Raw genomic sequence first — 16,671 nt, forward strand, 5'->3', positions numbered from 1 at the left:
CCGTACGACGACCGGCAGGCCCGGCACTTCCTTCCCCCCCCGTCACAGGGCACCCCTGCATGGCGCTGACACGAGGCTGGCTCGGCACCGACCGCAACCGTCCACCCGACGGAACCGCGGCAGGACGGCCGGTGCCGCTCCTCCCCGGTATCCCGGCGCAGGGGTGCTTCTAGGGGGCAGCCGGGCCGGCGACGAACACGCCCCCTTCCCAGCGAAGTTGCTGACGCCCGCACCCGGCGCGGGCTCACGGCTCCGCCGTGCCCGCCTCCTCTGCCATGACGCCACGTCACGGCCCTGACGCCGCCCCGTGGACCGCCCGCACCCTCCGTCCCGAACGGCCGGCAATACCCCGCAGAAGCACGGCACTTGTGCCCCTTCAGCGCTTCGTATCCATGTAAGGAGCAGCCCGCATGAATGACTCTTCCGCCGGCACGCAGGGTGCTGGCAAAGTGGTTTTCACCGCCCGCTCGGGACGGCTGGCCGCACTGCCGCGGCTGATGACGCTGGACCGGAGCGGCGAGCTGACCAGCGCACACGTGCGACTGGTCGCCACAGCCGTGGGCCGATCGGAGCGGGCGGTGTGGCGGTGGGTCGCCACAGCGCGCGCCACCGGCCACATCGAAGCGGCACCCCGGACGCGGTTCAGTGTCACCCCGGAACTGCGGCGGCTGCTGGTGCTGTGGGGAGGCAACGCCTCCGCCGTGCAGCGCGAGCTGCAGCAGCGGGCCCTGGCCGATCCCCGGCTGCCCGCGGCTCCGTCGCTGTCGACGATCCACCGGGCGCTGCGCCGGGACCTGACGCCCGGGCAGCGGGCCGGGCTCGCCAAAGGCGAGGCCGCCCGGCGGGCCTTCGACGTGTTCGGGCAGCGCCCGGCCACGCACCGCAACGCCGCCTGGGAGGGCGACCACAAGTGTGTGCCGGTGCGGGTGCTGCTCGAGGACCAGCTTGTGCAGCCCTGGGTGACCTGGTTCATCGACTGCCACACCAAAGTCGTCACGGGAGTGGCCGTCACGCCCCATGCACCCAGCGCGGATGCGGTGCTGGCGGCCCTACGGATGGCGCTGGACCGTGCCGAGCCCTTCGGCCCGGCCGGCGGTCTGCCGGACCTGATCCGGGTGGACCGCGGCAAGGAGTTCCTGTGCGCCACCGTGGCATCGGCCCTGGGCGCCTTCGCCGTGCCCATCGTCGATCTCCCGGCCTACAGCCCGCATCTGAAAGGCACCATCGAGGCGCTCAACGGCGCGGTGGAGGACATGCTGTTCGTCTCCATGCCACGCTACGTGCACCGGCAGACGCTCGTCGGCGGCCGCACCTCGGATCCGGATGAACCCGCGCTGCCTTTCGAGGCGTTCGTGGAACTGCTTCTGAAGTGGGTGCGCTGGTGGAACACCGAGCACCGGCCCAGGGTGCTGGGCGGCCGCACCCCGATGGAGGCATGGCGCTGCGACCCCACTCCCCTGCACGACGCCCCCGCCAAACAGCTGGCTTTCTTCGGGCTCGAGGACGACGGGCGCACCCGCACCATCACCACGCAGGGCGTGCGGTGGCGCAACCGGCACTACATCGCCTCCTGGATGGTGGGCCAGGCCAGCGTCCGCGTCGCGGTGCGCCACCTGCCCCACCGCGATGGGGCCATCGAGGTCTTCGGCCTGGACGGCGTGCACCTGGGCAGCGCCGTCTTGGCCGAGGCGGCCAGCGTGGAGCAGGTCCGCAAGGTCCGCAACGCCAAGGCGCGGCAGCTCCGCGCGGACATGAAGGCGGCGGCCCGGCTGCGCCGTGAGCGCTTCGAGGCTGTCACCACAGCTGTCCCGCCCGAGCGTCTGGGGGCGCTAACCGAGGCGGAGGCCGAGGCCGAACTTGCCGAATCGACCGCCGCGGACCTGCGGCGGGCGGATCCCGGCTACATCCCGCACCAGCCCGTCCCGGACGGCTGGGCCCGTCCAGTCCCGCCGGCCGCAAACGCGCCGAAGGACGACACCCCTGAGGAGAGCTTGTGAGCGGCGACATGGACTACGGCAGGCTGCCCGCAGAGGACGAGGACCACTTCCACCGCCTTGATGCGCACCTGGTGGCCACCGACACGCTCATGACGACGCTGGACGACGTCCAGGAGACGATCGACGCCAGGGCCATGATGGTCGCCTACGGAGCGGCCGGGTACGGCAAGACGATGTCGGTGAACTCGGCGCTGCGCAAGATCGCCCCTGACAACACCTACCGGCTGGAGCTGCGCTCGGGGCCGACCCCCCGCGACATCCGCCACGGACTGTTCAACGCCCTGGGGCTGCCCGGGGAACCGCCGACCCGGCCGATCGAATTCGACACGCTCCTGAAGGAGACGCTGTCGCAGACGTTCCGTGTGCTGGTGTGCGACGAGGCGCAGTGGATGGGCCGCAGTTCGTTCGAGTACTGGCGCCACCTGTGGGACGACCGCAACACCGACATCGCGGTGATCTTCGCCGGGGGCGATGGCTGCTACAAGGTCCTCAAGCGCGAACCGATGTTGGCGTCACGGATCTTCATCTGGCAGAAATTCAGGCGCATGCCCGAGTCGGAGGTCGTCGGCACCCTGCCTGCGTTCCACTCCCTGTGGGCCGGGGTGGACCCGCAGATGATCCGCAGCATCGACCGCGCTGCGGCGCACGGCAACTTCCGCAACTGGGCCACCATCACCAAGCACCTGCTCAACGGCATGGAGAAGAAGGGACTGACCGAGATCAGCCAGGACCTCGTCAACTGGGTGTACAGCAAGCTGGGCGGCATGTAGCAGTGGCCTCGGTGGTGGGCTGCAGCCCGGGCCCAACAACCGTGTGCCGTACGGGCCGTCCTGGCGCCTGGCCGGCGCGGCCCGGGCCGGAAGGGAGACGGTGGCACTGGTCTACGGTGACGTGACAATCGTGGTGGACGAGCAGGACGACCTGTTCTACACCCGGGCGGCGCTGCACGCCCACCTGCCCGCAGAAGGCCGCATCACCGTGCAGCCGACACCGGCCAGCGCAAGTCCGGCCGCGCTGGCGCACGACATGCTGTATGCGTTGGGCAAGCGGCTAGCCCCCAAACCCGACTCCCCCGATGTATGGCTGGACTCGGTGAACGAGGCCTGGCTCGCCGCGGCTGCCTGGGGTGTCGCGATGAGGGTGCGGCACGTTGTCGTGCCCCGGGCCCACCTGCTGACCGTCCGGCGCATCGACCAGTTGCTCGCCTGGCGCGAGTCGACGGGAGCTCAGCTGACCCTGCTGTGGCAAAAGACCCCGCAGGGACTGCCGCCTGCGCTGGCCCTTGTTGAGCGCCGTATCAGCGGCCGGGACCAGTTCGAAGCGCTCCTCGCCGAGCCGGGACCGATTCCCGCGCGCCCGTCCTTCTCTCCCGCTCCGCTGATGGCGAGACCGGCCGCGGTGGCTGCGGGGCCGCCATCCGCCCGGCAGCCGCGGGAGACTCGGTCGGCGTCGCTGAGGCCCAGGCGGCTGGCTCCCCCATGCGCCGGAGCGCTGGCAACGGCGCAGGGGGTCCAAGCCGCCCCTGCCCTCAATATCGCGTCCGCAGAGGCCGCGGCTCTGGCCGTTCTGGCACACCCGCTCATCGCCGGAGCGCTGAGCGTGCTGGCCTTCACCCAGGCCGGCTTGGGCGGCCTGCGTTTCACCCGCGACCTTGACATCACCGGCGACATCTCTGCTGTCAAGCTCCATGGGGTCGGCCACCGGTACTGCCCGCTGCACGCGGTGCCTGCCTGGGCACGGCCGTTGCTGGCCGGCGCCCGCGCTCACCATCGTCTGATGCTCCGCCCGCCCGGAGACGGCATGTTCGCCCCCGTGATGCTCGCCGAAGGCCAGCATCTGCGGGCGCACGCCGGACGGCTGCCCCGGCTCGGCCTATCCCTGCCCGCAGGTGCCTTTGCCCCTTGAGCTACGCAGCGAAGCACCTGCTCTGGGTACCAGGGAAACGCCAGCTCTGCTCTCGATCCGGGACACCCTGGAACGCACCTTCTGGCATGTAGAACCCGCCAGCAATCGGGAAGCCTGAGGGCTGCCGCGCAGAGGGCCTTCTCGGGGATTGGGTGGTGCGCAGCAGGGTGGTGTGGCGAAGCAGCGCGGATGCCGGTTGCTGACTCTCGGCGAGGTCCCGCAGGCCTCATTTCGCGTGCGGACCGGGCGACCGCTAAAGGGTCCAGTGCAGGTCTTCGGTGTACGGGCAGCCCCACCATGCGGCAAGCATCCCGGCTGCCGTCAACTGATCCAGCAGGTAAGGGAGCTGTCCGGGTGAGAGACCGCAGCCCCGTGCCATCCGGCCAGGTTCGCTCCAGCCGTTGCCGGACGTGTCGGTGTGCGCCGCGAGGCAGGTGACAATCAGTTGCTGCAACGGGCCGCCCACTCCGGTCCGGGACGGGCTGCCTGCACGCAAGGCCCAGTCCGCGGCCCGGCGCCGGTCTGGGCGGGCCGGTTCCTGACCGAGCAGGCTGGTGTCAAGGAGTCGGGCGGTGATCTGGCGGGATGCGTTCGGGGTCGCGTTGTGCAGCCAGTGCGCCCGTTCCAGGTCGCGCCAGGGTTCTAGGGCGTCGAGGCGGAGGCTGCGCAGTACGCCTCTGGGCAGCCGGACGTGCAGGGTGTCGTCCGCACGGAGCGCGCATTGGAGGGCGAGCAGGCGTGCTGGGGGTGAGGCATTGTCGGGGAGGGTGGCGGCCATGTAGCTGAGCATGTTGCGAACGCGGGTCTTTTCATCCGGCCCTCTGGGTGGCCGGTTGCGGCGTCGGGGCGGGCTGGACTGTGGTGTCGGGGCAAGGGTCGTGTCGGGGACGACGGCCGCCCGCTCCGTTGCGGCGGCGCAGGCGGTGCAGGTGTCGGCGAGTCTCCAGATTCGTCCGCCGCGTTCGCAGGCGAGGAGGAGTCGGATGGGGCCAGCGCAGCCGCGGTGGCGTGGGTGCCAGTGGCAGCCGTGTTCGCGGCATTGGCAGGTGCGCAGGTGGGGTGGTCGGAGGTCGCCGCGGGCGTGGCGTGCGAGGTGGGCGAGGGCTGCTTGGCGGGCGGAGCCGGTGGCGACTTGGCGGCCGGTGTGGGGGCATTGTTGGCAGGTGAGGGCGGGGCCGTCGGGGTGTGCGTGCAGTTCGACGGTCCAGGTGCCGGGTGGTGCCGGGCATGCTGTGCGCGGCCTCATGGGCGCGTGTTCCTCCTGTTGCGCTCGGCGCGGGCCGACCTTGTGACGGTATGGGGCGGCGGTCACCATAGTGCAGACCCCTGCCCTCTTCGGGGTGCGCGCGACCTGCGGAAATAGGGCAGAGGTCTACACTGCCAGGGCAAGGGTCTGCACCGTCGGATGGACGAGTGACGATCTTGCCGCCCGACCCGGACCTCAACGCACTGCGGTTGGAGCTCGCGCGTCTGCGGGCCGCACGCGGATGGAGCTACGACGAACTCGCGGCCCGTACCGGCCTGGCCAGACGCACTCTCATCGAGATCGAGCAGGGTCGCACCATCGGCACTCTGAAGACCTGGCACGCTCTCGCCCATGCTCTGGGCACACCGCTCGACGAGCTGTTCAGCACGCTGTGCCGCGGGCACGACCTGCCCGGTCCGGCCGACGACTGACCCTTGGCCGCACGTCCGCGGCAGACCACCCGAACCGGCGAGAGCCACCGAACAGGCGACCGCATGTTCGCACGCCCGTCTCGTCAGATGGGGCCGACCAGGCGATCGTCCGGCGCCGCCGACGCTGATCCGGCGTGTCGGCTGGCAGGTTCACCCGCATGCGCTCCACACCACCTTCCACAGCCCGGCACTGGGACGGCACCCCGATCTCCACGCGCCCGCGCCGTCTTCTGCAGATCTCCCCCGGCGGAACGAGCCGCCTGCTGCGCTCCGGCCAGCGCGACCGATGCCGCGAGTGCGGCAACTGGATCGAGTGGTATCACCGCGGATTGGGCACGCAGCGGCGCCCCGTCCGCCTCCATCCCGACGAACTGCCCATCGCCCAGGTGCCCGCCGCGTGCCGCTGGCACGTCAGTTCCGGTCTCGCCTACCCGGTCGATGACGGCAGCAACTGGTGCCGCCTGCCACACGCGGCCGTCTGCCCTGCCCGGGATACGGACTCGGCCCCTGCCTGCCTGACCGGTCTGCGCCGGGCCCTGGCCGTGACCACACGCCGTCTGATCGACACCGGCGCCTTCACCCCCGCGCCAGACCACCCAGCGTCCGCGGTCGCGGGTGCACGGGCCTGCCGTCCGGCCCGGCCCGTGGTGCAGCTGCTGTACGTGTGCTATCTCGCGTCCCGGCCGGTGGAGGAGATCCGGTGCGTCGCGCAGACCCGGCGACGCGATCGCTGCACCGGTCCGCTGCTCACTCCCGGTGCCCCGGCCGGCATCTGGAGGCTGATGCCCGTCACCGCGGCGGGCGGCCAGCTGGCATTGACTGCCGGTGTCATGGCCGTCTACGACCTGAGCCGTGTCCCCTACGCCGAGCAGTTGCGCTGGCGCGCCCAGCGCTGCCCGCAGCACGCCGCCACGCCCACGGCCGCCGAACTGGCGGTGTCCGACTGGGAGCCCTTCGATCCGCTGCGCCACCACGAACACGTCCACACCCGCCTGCCCACCAGTGCCCGACGGCCCGGGCCTCACGGCTGCGTGCGGCAGGCGGCCCGGCCCTGATGCCGCACCACGCCATCGAGATCACTCTGACCAGACCGGCTGCTCCCGGCGAACTGCGAGATGCACGCCGCAGTATGGCCCTGGCCGTGAGCGCGGACCGCACCCGGCTGATGACGGTCCACAGCGCCCGCAGTCCCGGCGGCGCCCTGCACGCGGTGCGGCGCCGGATCGGTGCGCGCCTGCCGGTCGACGTCCTGGCCACGCACTACCCCGACCGGCACGGCCAGGTCCTGGTCAACGTCGACCTGCACCGCTCCGCCGACAAGGCGCTGCGCCAGGCGGCGGCAATTCTGGGGCAACGGCCCCAGGAAGTACTCCGGCAGCGGGTGACCGCGGCCCTCGCCCGGGACGCCCAGGAACGCGCCCGGCACCTGGAGATCCGGCTCGAAAGCCTGCTCGCCGACCACACGCCCGAGGAAGTCCTGGCCTGCGTGGCCGGCTTCCTGCACAACCACCGGCGTGCCTGACACCCGCACAACGCCGTAACTCCTCCTTCCGCCGCTCCCAACGCGGCGGCTACAGGCCCCTCCCCCGTTGATCCTCTTCATCTCTCTCGCGGAGCCCTTGTTGCACACTCCCACCGACGAACAGGCCCACGCCGCCGACGCCTTCCGGGCCGGCCACCATCTCGTCCTGCAGGCCGGCGCCGGGACGGGAAAGACCAGCACCCTCACCCAGCTCGCCGCCGACACCCAGCGCCGCGGCCGCTACCTCGCCTTCAACAAGGACATCGCGCATGATGCCGCCACCCGCTTCCCCCGCACCGTGATCTGCAAGACCGCCCACGCCACGGCCTACGCCGCGCTCGGCCACCGCTACACGAGCCGACTCAACAGTCCCCGCCAGCCGGCCTGGAAGACCGGCCAGGCACTCGGCATCACCCGCCCGGTCCGCATCGGCACGCACGAGATCGGCCCCCGACTGCTGTCCCACACCGTGCTGCGCACCGTGACCCACTTCTGCCATTCCGCCGACCGCGCCCTAGCCCACCACCACGTACCCTACCTGCGTGGCCTGAGCAGCCCCGGCGAACAGAAGCAACTCGCCCAGGAGGTACTGCCGTTCGCGTCCAAAGCCTGGGAAGACCTGCACCATCCCGACCGCGGTGTCGTCCGCTTCGAACACGACCACTACCTGAAGATGTGGGCCCTGACCGAGCCCAGGATCGAAGCGGATTTCCTCTTCCTCGACGAGGCCCAGGACACCAACCCCGTTCTCGAGGAAGTCTTCACCGCCCAGCGCAGCCACACCCAGCTCGTCATGGTCGGCGACTCCGCCCAGGCCATCTACGGCTGGCGCGGCGCCCGCGACGTGATGACCGGCTTCGACGCCACCCCCCTCACCCTCACCCGCTCATTCCGCTTCGGCCCCCTCATCGCCGAGGAAGCCAACCGGTGGCTCACCCTCGCCGACGCCCCCATCCGCCTCACCGGCACCCACGACCTCGCCACCGAGGTCGGCAGCCTCACCCGCCCCGACGCGGTCCTTTGCCGAACCAACATCGGCGCCATGGCCGAGGTCATGCGCCTGCTCTCCGCCGGTCACCGCGTCGCCCTCACCCGCGGCCAACACCAGCTGACCCAACTCGCCCTCGCAGCACGAGATCTCCAGAGCGGCCGCCGCACCACCCACCCCGAACTCGTCCTGTTCCCCTCCTGGGGCGAACTGCAGGATTACGCCGCACACGACCCCGCCGGACGCGACCTCCAGCCCTTCATCGACCTCGTCGACACCCACGGCACCGACGCCATCCTCACTGCCGTCCACCAACTCACCGACGAAACCCTCGCCCACGTCACCGTCTCCACCGCACACAGCGCCAAAGGCCGCGAATGGCCCACCGTCCGCATCGGCGAGGACTTCCTACCACCGAAAGACACCGACCAGAACGACGCACAAGGACGCCCCGTCCCAGAACCCGTCAGCGACACCGACGCCCGCCTCGCCTACGTCGCCGTCACCCGCGCCCGCCGACACCTCGACCTCGGCGGCCTGAACTGGATCAACGACCGCCCTTGGCCTTGCCAGGGGGTGCAGGCTGAAACAGCTGCACCGGCGGTGCGGCATGAAGCTCCAGGTGATGCTTGACCGTCACGGGCGCTGCGCCGTCACCGGCAGCATGCCCGGCCCAGCACTCCGAACCGCTGGTCTGAGCGGTGTCAGGGACTGGGCCCGAATATCCGGGTGTGGCCTGTTCGGTCTTGATCGACGCTGATCGACCAGGGTCCGGGCACCGGAGCAGCGAGAATTCGGGGAACTATTCGGTCAGACACTCCGGCGTGCGACGAGTTCGGCGACCTGCAGGGCAAAGGCCTCGACCGGCGTTCCGGCGAGGGTCGCTTTCAGGACCTCCGCCGCTGGAGCCTGCAGCTGGAGGACCGGGGCCACGCTGAGGCAGTTGGCACCGCTGTTCCGCGCTGGGCCGGCGTGCGCTCGGCCGGCGATGAGGGGCGCAGGTGGGAGGATCCGGAGGCGACGGCCGGGGCGCCGACGCAGCCGGTTCCAGTGCCGGGGAGATCAGGACACGCGTCCGGGAGATCATCACGGTCGAACTGCGGCGGGAAAAGCGGATGGCATGAGGTCGGCACCCTGCTCCGTGACAGGACGGCGTCGATCCTCCTTGCGGGCAGCCTGGGGGCGGGCAGCAGATGACGATAGGTCCCCGCGCCCGCTTTGGAGCAGTGTTGGATTGAACTCACTTTGTCTTTTTGTGGGGCGCAAGAGGCCTTGTGTATGCCTTCCTGACAGAGTGAATCTTCCTGGGTTCAAGGCCCGATGTGTCTCTGGGGAGGGCGTATGAGTGCCGGGGCGGGCGCTATGGCTCTGTTGTTCAGTGAAGCGGAAGGCCGCATCCGGGTATCGGTGGCTGAAGCCCCGGAGGGCACACATGCTCTGTCCGTGCCGGTACGTCGCGAGGGGATGAACCGCGCACCGCGTAATCGCCGGGGCTTGCTGCGCATTCGGGAAGTCGACCTGGTGACTGCGCGGCAGCAGCCGGTCTATGAACCCCCGGAGACTTTGGATAGCCGGCATCTGGTGTGGGTGCTCTCGGCGCAGCGGCGCTCTTGGGCCACGGTGGAGTCCCGTTTCAGAGACAGGGCGTGGGATGTGGCTCTGGCGCTGGTGCGGTGCGGAGGCGTGGTCCTGCGTTGCGCGGTTGATGACGATCTCGAGCTCGCCGGCCCGTTGGCATGGCGTCTGTCTCATTCGTGGGCATTGCAGGCGGACGAGTTGTTGCAGGAGTTGCGCGGATGGCGGGATCCCGATGAGGTGCGCAAGGAACTGCTTGCGTTGATGGCGCCGGTACCGGAGTTGGAGCGGGAGCAGGTGCTGCTGGATGCCTGTCCGGCAGGTTCGCCGCTGAGGGTCCCGCAGGACAGTGCGGTCGCGACCGAGGCATGGACTGCCTATGAGGCGGCGGTGCGCGCGGCGTCGGTGTGGTGGCCGGCGTACCGGGACGGGGAGCGTTTGTCCGCCAAAGAGTTGGCTGGCCTTGCGTTGAGCGGGTCGAAGAAGTGGACCCCTCCGCGGCAGACGGCTTTCGAGAACCTGGTCGGGATGAGCTTTGACCTGGCGCTCGATGAGGCTGATGTCGATATTCGAGTGCGGGGGCCTTTGCGGTGGCGAGTGGGGGCGGTGGCCGCCGACGCTGCGGTGGCCAAACCGTGGATTGCCCTGCCTGCTGGGGCTCTGCGGCTGGTGGGGGAAGTCGAGCACGGAGGGCGTGGCGTCTTCTTGGTTGAGAACTCCGACACGTTTGAACGCGTGTGTGCGATCCCGGAGGTCACGTCGCAGTGGCTGTGCATCTGGGGCAGGGGGTACGTCACCAACAAGCTGGTTGCCCTGCTGGAGTGGATGCGTCCGGAGCGGATGGCCATCTGGGGAGACCTGGACGCCGATGGGATTGCCATCATCGATGACCTGTCCCGGCGCTTGGACCGCAAAGTGCATCCGGTGGGGATGGAAGTGGAAATGTGGCGTGCCGGCCCCTACCGGGATCAGGAGCCTGAGCAGTTTCCCAAGGCGCGCGCGCTGGCGAAGAGGATGGCGGCGGAGGGACCGGTGGAACTGCGGGCCTTGGCGGCGGAGATCGCGGTCTCGGGCGAGTCGTGCGAGCAGGAGCCGTTGCACCGGAAAGTGCTTCCTCGCTTGGTTGGGCTGTTGGAGGCGGTGCCTGCCGGTGGGTGAACAGCTCGCGTTCGGGGAGGGCGATCGGGAGGATCTGGCGGCGGCTGTTCAGCTGGCCAACTGGCGGGCGTTCATGGCTCCCGTTGCTGAAGATGCTGGTGCCGTGGCGCAGCACCCGGAGGTGGCGCGGGTGGCGCTTGCAATCCTGAAAGTGTTTGCCGAGCATGCCGGGGCGCACGGGCTATCGAAGGCTGAGGTCGTACAGGCGTTGAAGGGCAATCCTTCGGGGTGGTCGGAGGAGCTGATAGATCGCCGTTTGGCGGTCCTGATCCGGCTGGGGTTCCTTGAGCCCTATCTTCTGAAGTCCCATCAGGACCGGTATGTCGTGCGGCCCGCAGGGCTGGCGGGTGCTTTGGCGGCTGAACGGCTGGCGGAGCACGGGGGTGTCGATGAGTTGATCTTGCTGTTAGATCGGGCGAGGGCAGTGTTCGATCGCAGCAATCCCGACCCCGAGGCGGCTCTGGACTATCTGGTGTCCTGCCGGAACGCGCTGCGGGTGTTCGCTCTGGATTTGCAGCGGCAGATCGTCACCGGCACGACGGCCGAGTTGATGGAGTCCCATCGACAGCATGATCATCAGGGGTTCACGCGCCAGGTGAAGGAACTGAACAAACTGGTCACGGACCGGTTCAGTGGTGACTGGGCGCTGGAGGAAGCTGGTTCGGCTCTGATCGAGGCAGAGCAGTTCTACCGCCAGCAGGTCATGGCTGCTGCGGACAGAGTGCTCGAGCAGGGCGGCGGCAGTCTGAACTTTGACGTGCTGACCGTGAAGGAGTACGACCACGCCGCAGTCCGGGGTGGCGTTGAGCTGCTGTCGCAGGTGGGAACAGCCCTGGTCGCTGACGTGCCGGCGGTGTGGATCGAACCGGCTCAGCTTCTGGAGACAGTGGAGGGCTTCGCGCCGCGCTCGCGGGCACGTGTGCGGCCTCTCGTGGTCGAGGGCGACGACGAGGATGAGGACGATCCTTTGCAGTGGGCCGAGGAGGCACACGTGCGTCTACGGGAGCGGCGTCGGCTGCGGGCCGATGAGCTGTTGGCGGCAGACGAGGAAGTCGATCTCACGCAGGCGCTGTACGAAGCGGGATGGCCTGCGGCTGCGTCGATCATCACCGATGTGCTGGCGCTGAGTGACGATCCTGACGAGCCCTATTCGGTCGTGGTGGAGGACGGTTTGCTAGCCGATCCGGAGGCCTCCGTCACTTATCTGCATCCCCTGCGTCTTCGGCGCCAGAATGTGATTCAGAGGCCCGATGGGGGTTTGGATGGCTTCTGAACAGGACGCCATTCGTGAGGCGGATGAGGACAGAGCGTTTCAAGCAGCTTTGCTTCTGGGGCGTTTGCGGGCCGCTGGAGTGACGTCGGCCGAGACGACTGGTCCCGTGGCGGCTGCCGCTGCGGCCGCGGCCGCCCGGATCGGACGCCGGGTGATCCGCGTGCACGGAGTGGGACGGTTGGCCGATGTGCTGGTCTTGGGGTGGGACAGTGAGACGACACCGGCTGCCGGCCTGGGGCCAGCGTTCCGGATTGGTTTGTCGCCGGTGCCGACCCTGGTGTGGGCGGCATGCCTGCGCGCGGCGTGGCCGCGGCCTGAGCACGCGCCTTTTCCGGGCGGGCCGTTTAGGCGTGCCGCCATTGTGGCGTTGTGTTCCCAGCTGGGCGCGGACCGCGAAGCGGTGGAGCGGGCACTCGAGCGGACCTTGCCGGAGGCCAGCCTGATCTCCGTGGACGAGGACAAGCTGCGGCTGGGGGCAGCCGTTGCGGCGTTTCCTGCTGTGGTGGTGGAAGGTCTGCGCCGAGGGCACCATCTGCTGCCTGCTCCCGGAGCGGATGAGCAGGCGAGCGGGGACCCGGATTCGGTGATGCCGCCGCATGAGGTCTGGGCCGATGCCGGTACAGAGCTCGAGATGTCCGATGGATATGTGGTGCGGTCAGTGATCGCCACACTGGAGACGGCACGTCGGCCGGTGCCCCGGGGTGAGCTGCCAATGCTGGCTGATCCGGCGATGCGGGCCGCGGTGGAACAGGCCTTGCTGCCGTGCGGGCGGCAGCTGCTGCAGACGGCGGAGGGCAACTGGGTCACCGGATTTTGTGACCCGCTCGCCGATGCCCTGGTGGCCGAGGAGGTCGGGACCCTCGCCGCGGTGGACCGGGCCGTGCTGGCTCTGGTCCTCTTGCACACGGTGGCGATTCCAAGAGCTCGGGGGCGGCACCGGCACAGCCGTTGGACGGGGGAAGCCCACACCGTCACCCTGGCGGAGCTCGCCTCCAACCGGCGGATCTCCAAGGCCGCGATGAGGACGGCTCTGCGCAGGCTGCGAGCGGCGGGCATGGTCGCGGAGACCACCACGGGCCGTTATCTGCCCGGTCCCGCCCTGGAGCGCATGAGCGAGGCCCGCAGCAACCTGCTCTGGGAGGACCTGATTCTGGTCGGTCGGCCCGGTGGGCAGCTGGCCGCCGCCATCCGTCGGCGGCGCGGCCTCGAAGTTCCCACGCCTCGAGGCGAGTTACCTGAGATCCTGACAGAGACGGACCGCATGTGAGTCAGCAGATCCATAGTGCACGTGGCAAGCGGGGAGTGATCGGCACCCGTCAGCTGGTTGCTGTCCAGACGTTCTCCATTGCCCGTTTGACCTCCCACCCGGTGGCGATCGTCCCCGGCACATTCGTCGCGGTGACCGGGCGGGGGCCGAAGGACTCCAATGAGTCGGGAAAGACCAGCTTTTTGTCTGCCCTGGCCCTCTTGCTGGGAGACCCGGAATGGCGCATGACGGGCGGTGGCTCCGTGCACGCACCCAAGCTGCTGTTCGAGCCCGTCACCGCTGGCGCATCGCCAGAGGTGAACGAGGCCGCCTCGATCGGCTATGTGGTGGGCGTCTTCGCCGAACCCGAGGATCCGTTGGGCAGCGCGCACACCGTGTGGCTGCAGGTATCGGCCAAGTCACCGCACATCGAGGTACGGCACAAGGTAGGGGTGCACCTTCTGCTCGGCGGAGACGATCGCAGCCAGCACGAGCTGGCTCCGGGGTTCTTCCGCGCGCTCGGTGGTAAACCCCTGGGGGCCACGGACTACGCGGAGGTCCTCTACGGCCGCGCCCCGCGCCTGCTGGCCTACATCATCAGCCGCGGCGGCATGCGGTCGCGGCCCTCTTTGCTGAAGCTGGATGCGGGCACCTTCACGCCCGTGCAGATCGGGGAGGCGCTGCTCGATCTCACCGGCAAGGCCGGCATGCTCGCCACGGACGTACAGGCCCGTAAGGATCTGGCTAGGACGCAGAAGAACCTGGCCGACAAACTGGCCGATGCCGAGAAGTCCTGGCACGAAGAGGAAATCATCCTTCACTCCGTCGAAACCCGACAGCGGGCACGGGTGGAGGCCGGCCGGGCTCACCGCTTCTGGCGCCTGGCATCGGCACGCGCCGCCCTTGATGCCGTCGTCTACGAGCGCCGGATCGGCAGCAGCCTCGCCCGTGTCGAGGATGATCTGGCAGTTCTGGCTGCGCAGCATGACGCAGTGCAGGGCCAGCTCACCAAAGCCCGCGACATCGGCCAGCTCCGGCAATCAGCCCGTTCCGCACAGCTGCGCAGCGAAGAGCGTCAGCGAGAGGTGGAGGAGGCCAGCGAGAAGCTGGGACTGCTTCGAGGCGACTTGAAACGGGCGCAAAAGGATCACCGCCAGGCGCGGCAGCAGGCCGAAGACTACGTCGGTCCCTCCCTCACCGAGCTCGCCGAGCATGTCAGCGACCAAGAGGCACGTCAGCTCAAGGTGAAGGCGGAACTCCTGCTGGCCGAGGAACGTGTCGGGGCGCTGGAGGAAGAGCTCGCCGAGGCCCGGGAGGGGCGCACCGGCCAGGCGGGGGCGGCGTTGCGGGCCCTGGAGGGGGCAACGTCCCACCGGAGGGTGGGGCTGATGGCCACCACTCGCGTCCGTCCTGAGGCACGGCCCCAGTGGGAGGCCCGCCTGGCGCCGTGGAGGGAGGCGGTGTGTATCGCCTCCGATGCCCTGGAGGATGCCACCCGTGCGGTGAGCACTCTGCCCGGGACCATCCTCATCTGCGGGCCGTCGAGCGAACCGGAGGCGGCAGGTTCCGGCGCCCCGGATGGCTTGCCCGAGGGAATCGTGGACGCCGATCCCCTGACGGTGCCGTTCCTGCATGCCCTGGCCGATGCCACCGAGGTGACGGTTCCTCCGCATGCCTGGCTGTCCGGGCTGGGGGTCCGAGTCATCGGAGGCTTCGAGAAGCCGATCGCCGGCCAGGAGGACATCTGTGCCCACCTCGAAGGGCAGCGGGATCAGGCCCGAACCCAGTGCGCTGCGCTGGAGACCGCAGCCGGCCTGCACCGCCGCCGGATCGCCGAACTTCGCCAGGACATCAAACGGGCCGAGGCCCAAGAGCTCGTACAGCAGCTCGTTCCCAAGATCCGCGACCTCGAGGACACACACGCCCAGTGCGTTGCCGCGCTGCCCGGGCTGCGCACGTTGGCCAAAGAGGCAAGCGAGACGGCGCATGAGGCCCAGACGGCGTTTCTCACCGCGAAGGAGCGCGCTGACAAGCTCGAGGGCGAACTGCGGAAGCTGAAGGACGACAGGGCGCAGGCGACGCGGAGGAAGGAGAAGCTGGAGGAGCTCCGCAAGGGGCCAAGCGCCGACCGGGCACGGATGATCTGGACGGGCTCTGAAGAGGAGGCTTTGGAGGAGCTCAACTGGAGCTACCTGCCCGAGGATGAGCCCGGCGCGGAGCCGGCCGACGGCATCAGCTCCTACGCTGTCGTACCGCGGGACACTGAGCACCCGCCCGAGGTCCGTACCTGTGCGGATCTTCGCAGCGAGAGCCGGTCCCGGCTGACGGCGGCGCTGACGAGGCTCGCCGCAGACACTGCAACCACCGGTGTGGCCACCGTGGAGATCGCCGACGCCCTGCACCATCACGAGGCGCACACCCACGATCCGCACGACACCATCTTCCGTGGCTCGCTGACCGCGCTGAAGACGTGGCTGGATGAGTACGAGGAGCGGGACGCAGGAGCTCGGGAGCAGGTGGAGGTGAAAAGGCGGGAGCGGGAGGACGAACAGAGCTACCTCCACGACCTCGTCGAGGAGTCACGCCAGGCCCTCGAAGAAACCCAGGAGTCCATCAAGGAACGCGTGCACAGTGCGCTGGAGCGCATCAGCAACCAGCTCAATCTGCTGCACAGGAAAGAGGGGTACGCCGCCGACCTGGTCTACAACGTAAGCGCGCCGGAGAGCGCCGAGGGCCAGTGGATCTGCCATGTCGTGCCCCGGTGGCAGCGCAACCCCGGCGGCTCCTTGCTGGCCTACGATGCGCCCACCAACACCGCCCAGGAGAAGCTGTTCTCCATCCATCTCGTCCTGGCCGCCTTGCTGGCCGCACCCGACGCGCGGGGCCGCGTCCTCATCCTCGACGAACTCGGTGACTCACTCGGCGCGGAGCACCGTCGTGAAGTGATCGCCGCGCTGCGGGACGCCGCGCTGGAACACGGCATCACTGTGTTGGCCACATGCCAGGATGGCCTGATGGCGGACGTAGGACCGATGTGTGGCCAGGTACTGCAGTTCCGCTACTACTCGAAATCCGACCCGTTGAACCGGCCCACTGCCATGTACGGCTTCGACGCCAACCGGCGCCGCGTCAAGCTCACCTTGAATGATCTCGTGGTCAGCCGATCCTGAACGACGTGTGCGCATCCGCCGATGGTCGCTGGCCCAGCCTGCGGCTGCGGCATCCGCCAACGCGCAGATGCCACTCAACCCCGCCAGCTGGCTGCCACCCGGCGTGACATCGCGGCAGCCAGAAGCGGGGCCTAACCAATTCCCCATGTAGGTGAGTTGA

At 69.2% G+C, this 16,671-nt stretch carries 12 protein-coding genes; 11 read left to right on the forward strand and 1 reads right to left on the reverse strand.

Annotation, left to right across the window (positions count from 1 at the left end; genetic code table 11):
• Positions 1 to 497: 497 nt before the first annotated feature.
• The 3 genes from ACFYW8_RS39495 to ACFYW8_RS39505 all read left to right on the forward strand — a co-directional run bounded on the left by ACFYW8_RS39495 (position 498) and on the right by ACFYW8_RS39505 (position 3,902).
• Entirely contained in the window at positions 498 to 1,997 is a 1,500-nt protein-coding gene (locus tag ACFYW8_RS39495) for a Mu transposase C-terminal domain-containing protein (protein WP_389090454.1), read from the forward strand.
• Positions 1,994 to 2,767 (forward strand): AAA family ATPase, encoded by a 774-nt coding sequence (locus ACFYW8_RS39500; protein ID WP_389090381.1) that lies wholly within the window; start codon positions 1,994 to 1,996, stop codon positions 2,765 to 2,767. The genes ACFYW8_RS39495 and ACFYW8_RS39500 overlap by 4 nt, the downstream gene beginning before the upstream one ends.
• 100 nt (positions 2,768 to 2,867) lie before the next feature.
• On the forward strand, positions 2,868 to 3,902 hold the full coding sequence (locus tag ACFYW8_RS39505; protein ID WP_389090384.1) for a hypothetical protein: 1,035 nt from the start codon (positions 2,868 to 2,870) through the stop codon (positions 3,900 to 3,902).
• 253 nt (positions 3,903 to 4,155) lie between these two features.
• On the opposite strand, the gene ACFYW8_RS39510 is transcribed toward ACFYW8_RS39505, so the two are convergent.
• On the reverse strand, positions 4,156 to 4,680 hold the full coding sequence (locus ACFYW8_RS39510; protein WP_389090387.1) for a hypothetical protein: 525 nt from the start codon (positions 4,678 to 4,680) through the stop codon (positions 4,156 to 4,158).
• A 635-nt stretch (positions 4,681 to 5,315) separates the two neighbouring features.
• Here ACFYW8_RS39510 and ACFYW8_RS39515 point away from each other — a divergent pair.
• The 8 genes from ACFYW8_RS39515 to ACFYW8_RS39550 all read left to right on the forward strand — a co-directional run bounded on the left by ACFYW8_RS39515 (position 5,316) and on the right by ACFYW8_RS39550 (position 16,511).
• Positions 5,316 to 5,579, forward strand: a complete 264-nt coding sequence (locus tag ACFYW8_RS39515) for a helix-turn-helix transcriptional regulator (protein ID WP_389090390.1) — start codon at positions 5,316 to 5,318, stop codon at positions 5,577 to 5,579.
• A 158-nt stretch (positions 5,580 to 5,737) separates the two neighbouring features.
• Entirely contained in the window at positions 5,738 to 6,634 is an 897-nt protein-coding gene (locus ACFYW8_RS39520; protein ID WP_389090393.1) for a DUF6083 domain-containing protein, read from the forward strand.
• Positions 6,635 to 6,720: 86 nt separating this feature from the next.
• Positions 6,721 to 7,101 (forward strand): hypothetical protein, encoded by a 381-nt coding sequence (locus ACFYW8_RS39525; protein WP_389090396.1) that lies wholly within the window; start codon positions 6,721 to 6,723, stop codon positions 7,099 to 7,101.
• Positions 7,102 to 7,201: 100 nt separating this feature from the next.
• Positions 7,202 to 8,722 (forward strand): UvrD-helicase domain-containing protein, encoded by a 1,521-nt coding sequence (locus ACFYW8_RS39530; protein ID WP_389090399.1) that lies wholly within the window; start codon positions 7,202 to 7,204, stop codon positions 8,720 to 8,722.
• A 708-nt stretch (positions 8,723 to 9,430) separates the two neighbouring features.
• Complete coding sequence (locus ACFYW8_RS39535; RefSeq protein ID WP_389090402.1) at positions 9,431 to 10,822, forward strand: Wadjet anti-phage system protein JetD domain-containing protein; 1,392 nt, start codon at positions 9,431 to 9,433, stop codon at positions 10,820 to 10,822.
• Entirely contained in the window at positions 10,815 to 12,095 is a 1,281-nt protein-coding gene (locus tag ACFYW8_RS39540) for a hypothetical protein (RefSeq protein ID WP_389090405.1), read from the forward strand. The genes ACFYW8_RS39535 and ACFYW8_RS39540 overlap by 8 nt, the downstream gene beginning before the upstream one ends.
• Positions 12,085 to 13,362, forward strand: coding sequence for a hypothetical protein (locus ACFYW8_RS39545; protein WP_389090408.1), 1,278 nt, complete (start codon positions 12,085 to 12,087; stop codon positions 13,360 to 13,362). Before ACFYW8_RS39540 ends, ACFYW8_RS39545 begins: the two co-directional genes overlap by 11 nt.
• Positions 13,359 to 16,511, forward strand: coding sequence for a hypothetical protein (locus ACFYW8_RS39550; RefSeq protein ID WP_389090410.1), 3,153 nt, complete (start codon positions 13,359 to 13,361; stop codon positions 16,509 to 16,511). Before ACFYW8_RS39545 ends, ACFYW8_RS39550 begins: the two co-directional genes overlap by 4 nt.
• Positions 16,512 to 16,671 lie beyond the last annotated feature (160 nt).

It is taken from the genome of Streptomyces sp. NPDC002742 (assembly GCF_042888885.1).
Lineage (GTDB): Bacteria > Actinomycetota > Actinomycetes > Streptomycetales > Streptomycetaceae > Streptomyces.